This is a genomic window from Nitrosophilus labii (assembly GCF_014466985.1).
In the GTDB taxonomy this organism is placed as follows: Bacteria; Campylobacterota; Campylobacteria; order Campylobacterales; family Nitratiruptoraceae; genus Nitrosophilus_A; species Nitrosophilus_A labii.
The window spans coordinates 616,617-631,586 of sequence record NZ_AP022826.1 but is presented as its reverse complement, the minus strand read 5'-3'; the positions used below and the strand labels follow the sequence as shown (position 1 = coordinate 631,586).

Genomic DNA, 14,970 nt, shown 5'->3' with positions numbered 1-14,970 from the left:
AGTTTAGCCGCATCTTTTAGGTGCGGCAATACTTTTGATTTTTTCTTCTTCAAATCTCAAAAGAAGCACTTTTTTATCTTTCAATCCCTTAAACACTATTACAATTTGTTCATCACCTTCAAAAACAGCCTCAATATCTACAATATCTTTTACAAAATCTTTTAAAAACAGAACTTTTTCATCATCTAAAACCAATATTTTTATCTTTTCAAAATCACTTTCTTTTAAACTTTTTAAAAACTCTTCACTCTTTTTGCAATATAGTTTTATATTATTATCATTTTTGGCGCTTTTAGAGTATATACTTTCATAAGTCTCATCATCTACCAAAATATATGTTATTTTTTTACCGTTTTCAACTACCTCTTCAAAAGCAATTTTGTTTTGAAGTGTAAGTTTAATTATTTCAAACCTGCTTTTTCTTAAAAATTTTGCATATTTTCCCAAAGGAACTCTTTTCATAACACCTCCAAATAAAAATTTTTATCTTTGTAATTAGGCTATTGTAGCTCTTTTTCAAACTCTTACCGATTTCCTTTATATACAATTTTACCGCTAATTATCTCTATATCTCCCATTACTTCGGCTTCAAAAATTTTTTGAGAATATTTTTTTACTGCATCTTCGTAAAGAGGAGAACTTTTTAGATACTCAGTAAAAGGATCGCTCTTTAAGTTTAAAGTTTTAAATCTTTCACAAAATTCATCAATATCGTAAATAGGCTCAGCCAAAGAGTTTTTCAAAAGATAGTTTGTTCCTAAACTCTCATTTGCTCTGTGCGGCAAAACATAGATCTTCTTTTTCTGTTTTAAGGCAATCTCGGCACTTCTCATCGAACCGCTACCTATATCGGCTTGGGTTATGATCAAAAACTCTCCCAATGCCACAACCATCTCGTTTCTAACAACAAAACTCCAAGGAGCGGGTTTAAAACCTTTCTCAAAACGGCTTATCACTAAACCGTTCTCTTCTATCTTCTTTATCAAAGATATATTCACCGCTGGATATCTTATATCTACTCCACCCGGCATAACGGCTATAGTATTTTTAGCTTCGGCACCTTTATGCGCTAAAGCATCCACCCCCATAGCCGCACCGCTTACTATAACATATCCTCTTTGTGATAACATTTTTGCAAGTTTAAAAGTAAAATCTTTCGTATAGTTTGACGGTCTTCTGGTTCCAACTATAGAGATTTTAGGCTTTTGTAAAAGAGAGATATCCCCTATATAGTAAATCTTATCTAAATTAAGCTCTTTAAACTCTTCAATCTTTTTTGCTTCTATTTCTTTCATAAAAAAACCTAAAAATAGTTGTTCCAAAAAACTATAGCCACAAAAGATACCACAAATACTCCGATCAAGTTAATAAAAAAACCGATTTTTACCATCTCTTTTACTTTGATGACTCTACTAGACATAATTATGGCATTAGGAGGTGTGGCAATCGGAAGCATAAAAGCATAACTAGCCGCAATAGTCGCTGTAAATAGTAAAATCTCTGGATTTAGTGAGCTATTTTTGGCAAATTCGTAAAAGATAGGCAAAGCTATGGAGGTTAAAGCGGTATTGCTCGTTATTTCCGTAGAGAAAGAGACAAATAGTGCCACTAAAAAAAGAATCAGCAACATAGGAACACCCGAAAAGATTTCAAAGTATGATGCCAAAGTGGAGGCAAGGCCGGTTTTTATAAATGCTGTAGCTATACTAAATCCTGCACCAAACAAAAAGACAATTTCATAAGGTATCTCTTTGAAATCTTCCCATTTCAATATACCTACTCCAGGCAAAAATGGCAAAATACCAAATAGAAGCAAAATTATCTTCTCATTTAATCCAAATCCACTGTAAAAAGGTTTTATGGGAGCGTTTAAAACAAGAAGCAAAATAAGAACTATCAAAATTATAGATAATTTTTTCTGCTGTGTTGTCAAAGATGTTATTTTAGCACCAACTTTTGCACCTAAAACCTCATCTTTTACGCTTCTTGAAAGAAGATAAGGAACAACAAGAAGCATTGAGGCTACGATAGGAAGAGTCAACATCATCCACTCTAAAAACGTAGGAGCTTTTATGCTTATATCTTCTAAAAACCCTAAAAATATTAAGTTAGGAGGAGTACCGATTGGGGTAAAAATACCTCCTATGCTAGCACCGTAAGCTGTCGCTATCAAAAACCTTACCTTAAGTTTAAGATTATGCGTTAAAAAAAGAGCTATCGGCATTATCATAAGCGTAACTGTAGTATTTGATAAAAATGAACTTAGAGCTGCCGAAGTTATAGCCAAAGAGTAAATTATCCCTTTTGGAGTATTTGGAAAAAAAGATAAGAGTTTTTGGGCGATTATTTCGTGTAGCTTTGTCTTTTGCATAGCAACTGCAAGTAAGAAACCGCCTATAAATAAAAATATGATAGGTTTAGAGTAGTTTGGAGCAACACTTTTTAACTCAACTATTCCTAAAGCTGGAAAAAGTATAAGAGGAAATAAAGAGACTATCCCTAAAGGAAGCCCTTCATTACTCCATAACACCACTAAAAAGGCAACAACTCCTATTAGTCTTGCTTGGAGTGGTTCAAACACATAAGAACTTAAAACAAAAAGGAGTAAAGATATACCCATAGCAATTAATAGCTTACGCATAATTTGCCTTTATTTCTTTAGTATATTGGTGTATTTGTATATTAGTTTACTATTTTTGCATCTTCTCAATATACAAATAACCAATATACCAATTACTAATGTTTTATATCTAACTCATCAATATATACTAACTTCACTTCTTTTAAAATATCTTTAGACTTTCTTAAAGCTTCGATAGTTTTTGGATGTGGATGACCGATAGCGATGGCGTAACCTCTTTTTTTTGCTATTTTGACGGCTTTTTTTAGCTGACCTTTTATATAGTCGATATTTTGTTCATTATCTAAAAAAACATCTCTTGCAAGATACTTTTCTCCAAACTCCTTTTCTACAACTTCCACTTTGGTTAAAGCGGTTGTTCTACTATCAATAAACTTCAATCCATACTTTCGCAAAACCGTTATCAACCTTTTCATCGCCTCTTTATCGGCAGTAAACGCACTACCCGTATGATTGTTTAAATATTTCACCTCGGGAAACCACTTTTTTATATATTTTATTCTATCTTCTATCTCATTATAAGTAGAAGTGGTCAAAAGCGTTTGTGCTTCCGCAGATGAAAAATTTTTAGCTTCCAATGGCAAATGAACCATATAAAATTTAAACTCTTTTGCATATTTTGGAGTATTAGGATGCCTGTTACTTGGCGGAAACAAAGAAGGGTTTATTGGAAAATCTAACGATTTTAACTCCTTTACCTGGTAGTAAAAAGCTACATCATCTATAATAATCGCCAGTTTAGGTTTAGTGACAAAAACTTTTTGTTCTATCTCTTTTTTCTCTTTAATCTCTTTATAAACATTTTGCTTATAATCTTTTATTTCAGACATATACTCTTTTAAATGTTTTTGCAGAGCTCGATTTTCCTCATTTTTTATTGCCTCTATCTTACTTTTAGCAATCAAAGAGGCTTTCTCGTACCCTTTATCAAATCCTATTTTATAAAAAATGTAACCACTTATACCAGAAAATAAAAAAACTACTAAAATTAAAAAAAAGATTTTTAGATTTAGATATTGAAGATTGAATTTTTTTGTAGTTTTTCTTTTTTGATAGGCTCTTTTCTTTCTTTTAGCCAAATTCTATTCTCATTTAAACAAAGAGCAAGAGCTCTTTGTTTAATTTTTGTCTTGATCAACAATTTTATTTGCAGTGATCCATGGCATCATAGCTCTTAGTTTTTCGCCGGTTTGCTCTATCAAAGACTCTTTCATTCTGTTTCTCTCAGCATGCATTCTTGCATATCCGGCATGTCTTTCAAGAATAAAATCTTTTGCAAATTTCCCGTTTTGAATCTCTTTTAGGATCTCTTTCATAGCCTTTTTAGACTCTTCGTTAATAACTCTAGGTCCACTTACATAATCGCCATATTCCGCCGTATTACTTATAGAGTATCTCATATTAGCAATACCGCCTTCATACATTAAATCAACGATCAGTTTAAGTTCGTGTAAACACTCAAAGTAAGCCATCTCAGGAGCATATCCGGCTTCTGTCAAAGTCTCAAATCCAGCCTGAACCAAAGCCGTTACACCACCACAAAGAACGGCTTGCTCTCCAAATAGATCCGTTTCTGTCTCATCTTTGAAAGTTGTTTCGATAATCCCAGTTCTACCGCCACCTATAGCACAAGCATAACTTAATGCAAGTTCTTTGGCATTTCCAGTAGCGTTTTGATAAACTGCTATTAGATCAGGAATACCCCCTCCCTTTACAAACTCACTTCTAACAGTGTGACCTGGAGCTTTCGGTGCTATCATAATAACGTCAATTTCAGGTTTTGGAATAATCTGTCCAAAATGAATATTAAATCCATGCCCGAAAGCCAAAGCGTTTCCGGCTTCAAGATAAGGTTCGATATCCGCTTTGTAAACATCGGCTTGAATCTCATCTGGTATCAAAACCATCACAACATCGGCCCATTTAGCCGCATCTGCAACATCCAAAACGTCAAAGCCTTTGTTTTTGGCCTTCTCCCAGCTTCTTCCGCCTCTGTATAACCCAATTTTTACATCTACTCCGCTATCTCTTAGGTTTTCGGCATGTGCATGTCCCTGACTACCAAAACCTATAATTGCTACTTTTTTGCTCTTTATGATATTTAAATCGCAATCTTTATCATAATAGATATTTAGAGCCATATTCTTCCTTTTTTGAAAATTTTGGCTAATTCTATCCAAAAAGAGGTAAAAATAGACTAAAAAAAGCAAGTTTGATATAATATATTAATTATGCATAGTAAATCGTTCAATTTGGAAAAATCAAACATAGGAAAAAGATGAAAGAATTAATGATAAAACTTATCAAAGGTATTTTGAAAAAAGATGTCCCAAGAAGTGACTGGCCTTTGGTAAACGAACTTATAAAACTTAAAATCGTAAAAGATGACGGAAAAGTTTTAAAAATCAGCTCCAGATACAGAGTAGGAAAAGTAGATATCTCCAGAAACGGAACTGGATATCTAGAGCAAATTGGCATTAAGGCAAAAGATCTTTTGATAGAGCCAGAACATTTAAATGGTGCCGCTAAAGGGGATTTAGTCATAGCAAAAAGGATCTTCAAATCAAAAGGAAGACCTTCGGCTAAGGTAGTTTTTATAGTCCAAAAAGCATTTAAATTTAGCGTAGGAGTCTTTGATGCCGAAAAACTGCAGTTTTTAAATATAAAAACCGCCCTACCGCTTGCTGTTAAAGCTTCAAAAAAATCTTTAAAAAAACTCCCTGATAAAACGGTAGCAAAAATAGACAATGAACATCAGATAATTACTGAAATTTTAGGTGTTTTGGATGATCCAAAAGTTGATGAAAAAATCTCTTTGGCTCTATATAACAAAAAAGAGGAGTTTTCAGCTGAAGCCGAACTTGAAGCAAAAGCGTATCCTGACTACATTGAACCTGAGCTCTATCCTGAAAGAGTAGATCTTTCACATCTGCCATTTTGCACTATAGATCCTGTAACTGCAAAAGATCATGACGATGCGATATATTACGATATAAAAGAGAATACGCTATATGTAGCTATTGCGGATGTAAGCGAATATGTAACAATGTACGGACATATAGACAAGGAAGCAAAAGAGAGAGGTTTTTCTATCTATTTTCCCCATAAATCAATACCTATGCTGCCAAAAGCGTTAAGTGAAGGGGTTTGCTCTTTAAAACCAGACGTTTTAAGACTAGCATTTGTGTGTAAAATAATACTAGATGAAAATTTAGAACCCAAAAATGAGGAGTTTTTTGACGCAATAATAAAATCTAGAAGAAAATATAGCTATGACAGAGTCGATGAGTTTTTAGATGGAAAATTTGATAATTTAGACGAAACAGACAAAGAGATTTTGGAGTTTCTTCTTCCTCTTTACAAACTTACCTCAAAAATAAGAGAAAAAAGGCTTCAAAAAGGATTTGAGTTTTCAAATCCTGAAATAAGAATGGAGTTAGATGATAACCATAATCTTCTCGCTACACATATCGAAACAGACACCCCCTCACACGCTTTAATAGAAGATTGTATGCTTTTGGCCAACAAAGCCGCCGCTAAAATGTTCGAATACGGAATCTTTAGAACACATGAAGAACCGAGTCCAGAAAAAATCGAAGAACTTTTAAACGAACTAGCAACCATAGGAATTTTTACAAAAGAGTTCAAATCGTTACACTCTCTATTTTTATCGATTCAAGAACAAGCAAGTGAAAAAAATATCAAACAATATGTTGACAAACTTTTAATAAGAACGCAAAAACAGGCAGCTTATACGGCTGAAAATATAGGCCATTTCGGTCTAGGATTTGAAGCGTATACCCATTTTACCTCGCCTATTAGAAGGTATTCCGATCTTACGCTTCACAGGCTTTTAAAAGCTATCTTAAAAAACGATAAAAAACGGTTAGATTTCATTATGAGAAACATTGAACCACTAACGGTTAAAATAAGTGAACTAGAGCGTGAAGCCGCAAAAGTAGAGTGGGATTTTATGGATAGAAAATTTGCTAGATGGGCTAAAGAAAATATCAAAAAAGAGTTTTTTGCTATAGTTACCGATCCGGAATCTACACCTATTGCGGTAATTGAAGATGAAATAGCTGGAGCTAGAGTATTTCTACCGAAAGTGGATGTGGAACTTTTTGATAAGCTATACATTGAAATTATAGATGCCGATATCGCTACTACAAAAATTATAGGGAAAATTACAAGAAGGGTTGAAGAAGATTCATCAATTATAAATTGAGATTTCTGCAAAATTACAAATTTAATAGAAAATTTTAACTCACCTGAGTGAAATTTGGTAATTTTTCAGAGCATTCCATTGGAAAATTAAGTAAACAAAGGCAACTTATGTACAAAAAAGCCCTAGACGAGCTTTTAAACAAAGGATACAATCTAAAATCTATACTGCTTTATGGCGAAGAGCCTTTTTATATAAAGGAATACTCTAACAAGATTGCCCAACTACTCTCTCCTGACAAAGAGAATAGATTGGTTTACTATTTTGACGAATACAGTTTCGAGGGGGCAAAAAACTATCTTTCTCAATCATCTTTGTTTGGAGATACCAATCTTTTAATCATCAAACATGAAAAATTGTTGCCAAAAAACGAACTTGATACTTTAGTAGATATTTGCAACAAAAACGAAAACAGTTTTTTTATATTTGAACTCTACTCAAACGATGCAAAAAAAGTGGAAAAATCATTCGATAAGAAAAAAAGAGCTCAAAGTGTTAGATTTTTTAAGGCAACTCTCTATGAAGCACAAGCCATACTTTCCGCATTTGCGCAAAAAAAAGGGATAGATATAGACAACTACTCTCTTAACCATCTTCTTTTATGGCTTGATATAAATATAGAGTTGGCTTTGAAAGAACTTGAAAAATTGTCAATAAATAAAGAAAAAATAGGCTCAAAGGAGATAGATGAACTTGTCTATCCTCTTAATACCATCAATCTTGAAAAATTTTATATTGATCTTTTAAATAAAAAGCCTATTTTGAAAATTTTAAAAAAGTTAGAAGAGGAAGAGATAAACGAAATCAGAGTTATTTTGGGCCTGGAAAATTTTTTACAGCAACTTTTTATGTTTCATTCATACATCAAACTTAACGGAAGATTCGATTCACGTGAGGTTTTGGGCTATAAACTTCCACCTCAGATCGAAAAAGAGAGGGTGCAATTAGCTATAAAACTAAAAGAACAAAATTTCTTGGATATTTTTAAAGCTCTTCAAGATAGTGAACTCGTCCTAAAAAGTGTTTCCAATATAGAAAAAAAGAGTTATTTATTTTCAACTTTAATAAAAATACAAGCTTTGTTATGATAACATCAGCACCTATTTTAGAGTAATCTAAAATAACCTTGCCGGCTTTGCCGGATATATAGCCAAAAGGAGAAAAGATGAGATATTACGAAACACTTTTTGTGTTAAAGCCTACTCTTACTGAAGAAGAGACTCAGGCAAGATTTAACTTCATAAAAGAAGTTATAGAAAAAAATGGTGGCGAAGTAGCCGGGTATGAAGACTTTGGTGTAAGAAGACTTGCTTATCCTATACAGAAGTTTGAAAGAGGACACTACTTTGTTATATATTTCAAAGCACCTTCACAAACTGTTAGAGAGCTAGAGAGAATCTACAGAATCACGGAAGATGTTATAAGATTTTTGACTATCAAATATGAAACTAAAAAAGATATAGCGGCTTGGGAAAGAATGGTTCAAAAAGCACAAAAACAGACTAAAGCAACTGAAGAAGCAGCCAAATAACAGGAAATAACTATGTATAACAGAGTCGTACTGCTCGGAAATCTCACAAGAGATATAGAGCTTAGATATACCCAAAACGGCACGGCTATAGCAAAAACGGCCATAGCCACCAACAGAAGATTCAAAACTCAAACAGGAGAACAAAAAGAGGAGGTCTGCTTTATAGACATCACTCTTTTTGGTAGAGCTGCGGAGATTGCCAACCAATACCTTTCTAAAGGTAGAAAAGTTCTTATAGAAGGAAGGCTTGTTTTCGAGCAGTGGGTTGACTCTTCTGGACAAAAAAGAAGCAAACACTCAGTTGCTGTGGATAACTTACAGATGATAGGGGGAAGAGAGGAACAGACAATAAGCCCTATTGCTGAACCGACTTCAGAAGCAAACAGCCAAAGGCCGGTTCAAAGCGAGTACCAAAAAACAGCTTCTAAACCGGAAATTCCAGAAATTGATATTGAAGATGACGAAATACCATTTTAGTTAGGAGATAATTATGGCAGAAAAAAGAAAGTTCAAAAAAAGATATTGTAAATATTGCGAAGCTAAAGTTACGTTTATAGACTATAAAGATGTGGAGCTTATAAAACACTCTTTAAGTGAGAGATATAAAATTATGCCTAGACGTCTTACAGGAAACTGTAAAAAACATCAAGAGATGGTAGAAGAGGCTATCAAAAGAGCAAGACACGCTGCTATCGTTCCATATATAGTTGATAGAAAAAGAGTTATCGCAAATCCATTTGAAGAGATTAAGCCTCTGTTTTAATTTAAAGGAGCTTTTGCTCCTTTAAGACTCTCTAAAAAATTTCTCCACGCCTACTTTATATATTGAATCAATCGAATAAACATCATTTAAAAATTCGGAAACAGAACATATATTCATATTTAAATCTTTATTTAGTTCACTACATGCTATTTCCAACATCGATTTATAAATATATTTATGATCAAAACAAGAAGGTATCTCTATAATATAGTCTTTAAATAGGGAGTGCAGCTTTTTTTGGTTAAAATCGATCATTGAGTAAGCACTATATGTCACAAAAATCTTACCTTCAAAATCTTTCCACAATTTTAAAAAGTCATCCATAATATTTTTCGGAAGTTTTTCTATATCTTTAAAAATCACCAAGTCAAAACCGTTAAATGTTTCTATTTTTAACTCATCATCTTTAAGATTTTGCGATGGTACGATACAAAAGGGCAAATCATAGAAGTTAAACTCTAAAGAGTTTAAAGCATTATCTATAAACATCATTGCACAAAAAGGATCTTCATACCTAAAAGCGATTCTTTTTACCCCATTTTTCGATACAAAATCCATCTTTTCTATAAAAGCAGAAATATGAAGCTCCTTGCCAAAACTTTTTTCTACCCCCAAAGCTATATTGGGATATGATACAGGTCTAATTTTATTTTCGACTTCTAACTTTTCAAGAATCTCATTTGCCTCAAATATGGTTTCATTTAAAAAAGATAGTGCTTTAGAACTATCAAGCCCGAATCTTTTTAATCTATTTAAAAATATAGTTCCACTCTTTTTATCTTTAGATAAGATAAACTCCAAAGCCAAAATTGTCAAATATGCTATATAGGAAAATCTAAGTTTTCTAGAACTTAACATTATATTAAAATCGTTACTAAACTCAAGATATGGATGACGAGATAAATGAGCCAATATATATCCATCATATAGATATCTAAATAGTCCTAGACGATTTACAAAATAGTCTCTATTTACATCTAAAAAATTAATACCGAAAATTTTTTCTTCATATATTCTAGAGGTATAAGAGTAAAGCTCTTTTGGAGATTTGTATATATTTTTAAAATCTTTTGGAGCTATATTTATCAAAAGCTCTATTCCTATAATATCTGTAGTCAAGAGCGATCTACCTTCGCTTCTAATATCTCTAAAAGAAAAAAGAGGAGCAAGTTTTTTAAAAATAGAAGATTTTAAAATGTTATAAAACTCATAATGCTCAAAGTTTGTAAAATTTTCATTTGATAATGATATTTGAGCATTAATATAATTATACACAACCTTTTTAGTCTCTTCAAAACCTATTCTAGTAATAGCTGTAGTAACATTTTCTATTTTAGATTTGCCTGCCGATTCTACCGTATTTGCTTTCTTTAAAATTTTTTCTCTTAAAACTGGTAGTGCTTCTATGTGAGTTTTAAACTTTTCTACGGAAGTATTTGGGTCGTCAAGCTCCAACATCAAGTTTATTACAGCTTTTATCTTTTCAAGTGTCCCGTCTTCGTCAAAATCTATTTTTGAAACGGGCATCTTGTTTTTAAATATATATTTTTTAGGTTTTCTAATATGTTTTTTTATTATCTCTTCAGTATTTAGCTCATCTTCGAAATTTACTCCGACCTCTTTTAGAGTCTGTCTTTTTATCTTAGCTTTAACCTCTACATTTTCAAGCTCTATATCTATACTCTCTCTTTTTATCTCATCTACTTCTACTTTTTTTATTGCCGCTCCTGCTTTGGAAATATCTAAAACTTCGCCAAAACCTGGAACATAAAGACCTTGCACATGATATCTATCATAGCTTCTTTTACTTAATTTCTCCTCTTTTTTATTTTCGGCTACAGCTTTTTCTTCTTTTTTTTTATTTTTTCCAAAACCAAAAAGCCCCATTTTTTTATACCTTTTCGTAAGTTAATATTACTTTATCTGAAATATCGGAAAAAAGTGCTATAAAATCCATGTCCGTAAGTTTCAAACCTTTACAGCTTTTTAAGCTATCGATATCGTGATAATATTGTACTATTTCTCCTCTACTTTTCTTATAGCAACCGTTATCCCCTTTTTCAAACATTACTATCTTAGTTCTTAACTCTTTATTTTCAAACTCTGCCTCTATAGATATAAAAGTATTATCTTTATCGATAGCGACAACCCCTTGCGCTATCTCTTCAAAACCGTAAAGAGTATTTATATCGCAAATAAAATGGCCATTTTTTACTAAAACATTATCGACACAACAGAGGAATTTTTTGAAATTTTCGGAGTTAAGGTAGTTTAAAACATCAAAAATAGCCACTGCCGCATCATATTTATCATCAACTTCACATAAGTCTTTATGATAAGCATTTACTCCTTTTTTTAAAGCGTTTTGGACCATATTAAAACTAAGATCAATACCTTCTATCTCTATTCCTGCTTTTTTAGCTTTTACTAAAAAATCGCCGCTTCCGCACCCAATATCAAGAACCTTTTTCGCTCCTAAATTTAAAAGTTTTTCCAAAAAAATATCATGAAGTTCGCCCACCTCTTTTTCAAATCCAAGATAAGGCTCAATTTTAGCGTATAAATCTAAACTCAAATCTATCCTTTTATTGTCAAAGATATCTTTTCATAGATATCGAGTATCTCATCTTTTTTTGCGTAAAAACTGTTTTTATTGGCTATAAGATGAGCGCTTGACTCCATAATGGTATACGCGGGTTTTAAACCGTTTTGTTTCATAGTTTCACCGGTTTCAACAATATCAACAATCATATCTGCAAGCCCGATTAACGGTGCTAGTTCTATAGAGCCGTAAAGTTTTATTATCTCAACCGGAATAGCCCTTTTTGAAAAAAAATCTCTAGCGATATTTACCATTTTAGTCGCTACTTTGAAAGATGGTTTAGAAAAGTCTAATTCCTCTTCTTTTTTTATTCCAATTGCAACTTTACATATACCTATATTCATATCAAGAAGTCTGACAAGATCAAGTCTTTGTTCTTCCAAAACATCTAAACCTACTACACCTATATCGGCTGCTTGATGATAAACATACGTTGGAACATCTTGATTTCTCACAAGTAAAAATCTAAAATTATCATCTTCCAAAATTAGTTTTCTTTCTCCAAACTGAAACTTTTTATCGAAAATTTTTTCAAATATCTCTAAAGTCTCTTTTGCTATCCTACCTTTGGGAAGCGCAATAGTTAGCATAACTTTTCCTTTATTATCTTTTTCATCCCTTTAAATATCAATTTTTCATCATACTCCGCATTATTCAAAAAAGGCAAAATCTTTTCTCCGTCTCCGCCTGTTAAATAAATTTTCTTATTTTTGGCAAAATCTTGTATAGCCAAAACCACCGGCTTAACAGCGCCATAACTAATTGCACTCTTAGTGTTTTGAGGAATATTGTTTAAGTCTATATCGAAGTCGAGTTTAAATCTAAGTCTTTTCGAAATCAAAGAGTAACTCTCTTCGATTCTTTTAAATCCCGGAATTATAAAACCGCCTTTGTGAACCCCTTTCTCCATCAAATCAACAGTTATCGCACTACCCGCATCTACTGCGACGCCATCTTCTACCGCAATACATAATACTTTTCTATCTATTCCCATACCTTTATAATTTGTATCGAAATCTGTATATTTTTCCAAATCTATCCAGTTTTTAGCTTTGATTAACGATTTTTTAAAATCTTCATTAACATTTATAAAATAGACCTTTTTATCCAAATATTTTTCTAAAAAGCTATCTGGCTCTTCTCTCCAAACTCTCTTTCCATCACAAAAATGTGCAAAACTGTTTCCTATATCACAAAGTAGCATCTATTACCTTAAAATCCTTGCTCAATAAAATATCTTTTGCTTTCGAACAAAAAGGCGTTAAAAAAAGAACACATACATATCTAAAACTGTGCTCTTTCTCTTTTGAAACTTTATGGTAGATATCTATTAAATCTTCGGCGTTTTTAGAGAGGAATCTGCTTTTTCTTTCTACCTTGAAAACAAGATAGAATCTGTTTTTGATATCTACTCCTTCAAAAACTTCGTATCTCTTTCTTATTCCAAGTTCACTTAAAAGAATCCTCTTTAACTCTTTAAAAACTATATTCTTATCTTTAAAAATTCCAACAATTTTTTTCATTTTTTATTCAATTGGAAAAACTTGTCTTTGTAAAAAATCTTATCCTTAGAGGTAAAAATATAGTCTTCTATCTTATCTGAAAGTTCAAAAACATTAGAAACTCTTAAAGAGTGATCAGTAGCGATGATATAACCCTCTTTTTCAATTATGTATATATATTCGCCGTAAACAATACCCGTAAAGTGGGCAAAAGGGTATTTTCTGGTTTTTAAGATATTAAGATCTGGGTCTGTCATTATTACTCTTCCATCTTTAGCCAAAATATAAACGGCATCTTTTACAAAAAGAATATCACTTAAATCAATATTTATAGTATTTATATTTTTAGGGTTAACTGAAACAACTTTATTTGGTGTAGCCGCTATTAACCTATTGTTTAAAACATTTAAAAATATGATATTATTTAAAAACTTTTCAGTACCGACTAAAATATTTCTTATCGCCCTTTTACCTACTTTATCAACTATTATTATCTTCCCGTCTAATGTAGGAAACAAAATTAGCTCTCCTAAAAAATATGGCGAAGCTATTTTAGTATCTACTGAATAGATCTTATCCGATTTTTGAGAATAAAGTTCTTCATCTTTTTTAAAATCTACAACCATGATCTCATTAGTATCAAAAACTAAAGCTAATATATCCCCTTTTATTTTTGCGGCACTGGCTCTTTTTAAATCAAAATGTTTTTTAAAAACAGTTTTTTTACTTTTTTTATCAATTATGACTATATCTCCACAATTATTAGCCCCAACGATATACTCTTCTCCATCTCCTATAAATTCAAAACCTTGTGGAAGCTTGACATCAAGAAGACCCTCCTCAGTTATAACTTGTCCGTTTTCTAATGTAGCACCGTCTCTAGTAACATCTATCATCTTTGCCGGTAATTCTTTGTCAAACTCCACTTTTCCAGCAATCTCTTTAGGCTCAAAATACTGTTTGGAGCTACAACCACTAAAAAACAAAAAGGAGATAAAAAAAACAAAATAAAACTTTTTCATTACATATTTCCTTTTATTCCATAATGAAGCAAAAATTGTGCATAAGGGTAAACAATAGAGTTTTCTTTTACGTTTTTAAGCTTTTCTCTAGCCTCTTTTATACTATCTTTTTCATATAGTAAAAAGGCTTCATCTAAAATAGCTAAATCCCTCAATATTGCTTTTTGATCAAATTGATAACTTTTCAATTTTTCTTGTTCCCTTAAAAGAGATGCGGCTTGATATTTTGCTATATTAGATATTATGGATATATCCTTTGAAGCTATCTCTTCAAGCTTTTTAGCGTCGTTATTTTTTATGGCTTCTCTAAACTCAAAAACGGTATAAAGTGTAGGATTTTTCTCTTTTAACGTTTTTAACGCCTCACTATCCTTTGGATTTGCAAGAAGCTTCAAGTAAGCTTCATTAGAGAGTTTTAGGTTGTGCTCTCTTACCAATTCATATCCAACATAAGCCATAAAGCCTAAAATTGCTGCAAAGATTAATGTTATAAGAGTCTTTTTATGCCTTTTGTAAAACCTTTCTGCCTTGACAATCTGTTCAAGCATTTTCTCTTCGTTGGAGAGCTCCTCCTTTATATACTCTATATTCTCTTTTACACCCAATTTTTCCCCTTTTTCTTGCGCTATGCGCTAAAATTTTACTATTATTATAACGCAGTATATTATCAAATGAAACATAAAA

General features: G+C 32.1%; 17 protein-coding genes. 5 read left to right on the top strand and 12 right to left on the bottom strand.

What is annotated here, in order from left to right; all coding sequences use genetic code 11:
• Positions 1 to 3: 3 nt before the first annotated feature.
• The 5 genes from NIL_RS03170 to ilvC form a co-directional block, all read right to left on the bottom strand.
• Positions 4 to 462: a hypothetical protein gene (locus tag NIL_RS03170; RefSeq protein ID WP_187648175.1), complete on the bottom strand. Its 459-nt coding sequence runs from the start codon at positions 460 to 462 to the stop codon at positions 4 to 6.
• 62 nt (positions 463 to 524) lie between these two features.
• A complete protein-coding gene (locus tag NIL_RS03165) occupies positions 525 to 1,295 on the bottom strand; it encodes a DNA-processing protein DprA (protein WP_187648174.1) in 771 nt (256 codons plus the stop codon).
• Between the two features lie 8 nt (positions 1,296 to 1,303).
• Complete coding sequence (locus tag NIL_RS03160) at positions 1,304 to 2,641, bottom strand: SLC13 family permease (protein ID WP_187648173.1); 1,338 nt, start codon at positions 2,639 to 2,641, stop codon at positions 1,304 to 1,306.
• Positions 2,642 to 2,736: 95 nt separating this feature from the next.
• Entirely contained in the window at positions 2,737 to 3,720 is a 984-nt protein-coding gene (locus tag NIL_RS03155) for a divergent polysaccharide deacetylase family protein (RefSeq protein ID WP_187648172.1), read from the bottom strand.
• Between the two features lie 39 nt (positions 3,721 to 3,759).
• Positions 3,760 to 4,782, bottom strand: coding sequence for a ketol-acid reductoisomerase (gene ilvC, locus NIL_RS03150; RefSeq protein ID WP_187648171.1), 1,023 nt, complete (start codon positions 4,780 to 4,782; stop codon positions 3,760 to 3,762).
• Between the two features lie 137 nt (positions 4,783 to 4,919).
• Between ilvC and NIL_RS03145 the strand changes: the two genes are divergently transcribed.
• From NIL_RS03145 to rpsR, 5 genes are all read left to right on the top strand, one after another.
• A complete protein-coding gene (locus NIL_RS03145) occupies positions 4,920 to 6,869 on the top strand; it encodes a ribonuclease R family protein (RefSeq protein WP_187648170.1) in 1,950 nt (649 codons plus the stop codon).
• Between the two features lie 107 nt (positions 6,870 to 6,976).
• A complete protein-coding gene (holA, locus tag NIL_RS03140) occupies positions 6,977 to 7,954 on the top strand; it encodes a DNA polymerase III subunit delta (protein WP_187648169.1) in 978 nt (325 codons plus the stop codon).
• Between the two features lie 77 nt (positions 7,955 to 8,031).
• On the top strand, positions 8,032 to 8,397 hold the full coding sequence (gene rpsF / locus NIL_RS03135; RefSeq protein ID WP_187648168.1) for a 30S ribosomal protein S6: 366 nt from the start codon (positions 8,032 to 8,034) through the stop codon (positions 8,395 to 8,397).
• A 12-nt stretch (positions 8,398 to 8,409) separates the two neighbouring features.
• On the top strand, positions 8,410 to 8,874 hold the full coding sequence (gene ssb / locus NIL_RS03130; RefSeq protein WP_187648167.1) for a single-stranded DNA-binding protein: 465 nt from the start codon (positions 8,410 to 8,412) through the stop codon (positions 8,872 to 8,874).
• Between the two features lie 13 nt (positions 8,875 to 8,887).
• Positions 8,888 to 9,160, top strand: a complete 273-nt coding sequence (gene rpsR, locus NIL_RS03125; protein ID WP_187648166.1) for a 30S ribosomal protein S18 — start codon at positions 8,888 to 8,890, stop codon at positions 9,158 to 9,160.
• Positions 9,161 to 9,181: 21 nt separating this feature from the next.
• On the opposite strand, the gene NIL_RS03120 is transcribed toward rpsR, so the two are convergent.
• From NIL_RS03120 to NIL_RS03090, 7 genes are read right to left on the bottom strand one after another with little or no spacing between them, the layout of a single operon-like run.
• Complete coding sequence (locus NIL_RS03120) at positions 9,182 to 11,047, bottom strand: HDOD domain-containing protein (protein WP_187648165.1); 1,866 nt, start codon at positions 11,045 to 11,047, stop codon at positions 9,182 to 9,184.
• A gap of 4 nt (positions 11,048 to 11,051) precedes the next feature.
• A complete protein-coding gene (locus NIL_RS03115; protein WP_187648164.1) occupies positions 11,052 to 11,735 on the bottom strand; it encodes a class I SAM-dependent DNA methyltransferase in 684 nt (227 codons plus the stop codon).
• Positions 11,736 to 11,737: 2 nt separating this feature from the next.
• Entirely contained in the window at positions 11,738 to 12,352 is a 615-nt protein-coding gene (gene hisG, locus NIL_RS03110; protein WP_187648163.1) for an ATP phosphoribosyltransferase, read from the bottom strand.
• Positions 12,346 to 12,966, bottom strand: coding sequence for a type III pantothenate kinase (locus NIL_RS03105; protein ID WP_187648162.1), 621 nt, complete (start codon positions 12,964 to 12,966; stop codon positions 12,346 to 12,348). The genes hisG and NIL_RS03105 overlap by 7 nt, the downstream gene beginning before the upstream one ends.
• On the bottom strand, positions 12,953 to 13,285 hold the full coding sequence (locus NIL_RS03100) for a hypothetical protein (RefSeq protein ID WP_187648161.1): 333 nt from the start codon (positions 13,283 to 13,285) through the stop codon (positions 12,953 to 12,955). The genes NIL_RS03105 and NIL_RS03100 overlap by 14 nt, the downstream gene beginning before the upstream one ends.
• Positions 13,282 to 14,286 carry a hypothetical protein gene (locus NIL_RS03095; protein ID WP_187648160.1) on the bottom strand — a complete coding sequence of 335 codons (1,005 nt, stop codon included), beginning with the start codon at positions 14,284 to 14,286 and terminating at the stop codon, positions 13,282 to 13,284. The genes NIL_RS03100 and NIL_RS03095 overlap by 4 nt, the downstream gene beginning before the upstream one ends.
• A complete protein-coding gene (locus NIL_RS03090; protein ID WP_187648159.1) occupies positions 14,286 to 14,891 on the bottom strand; it encodes a tetratricopeptide repeat protein in 606 nt (201 codons plus the stop codon). The genes NIL_RS03095 and NIL_RS03090 overlap by 1 nt, the downstream gene beginning before the upstream one ends.
• Positions 14,892 to 14,970: the final 79 nt, after the last annotated feature.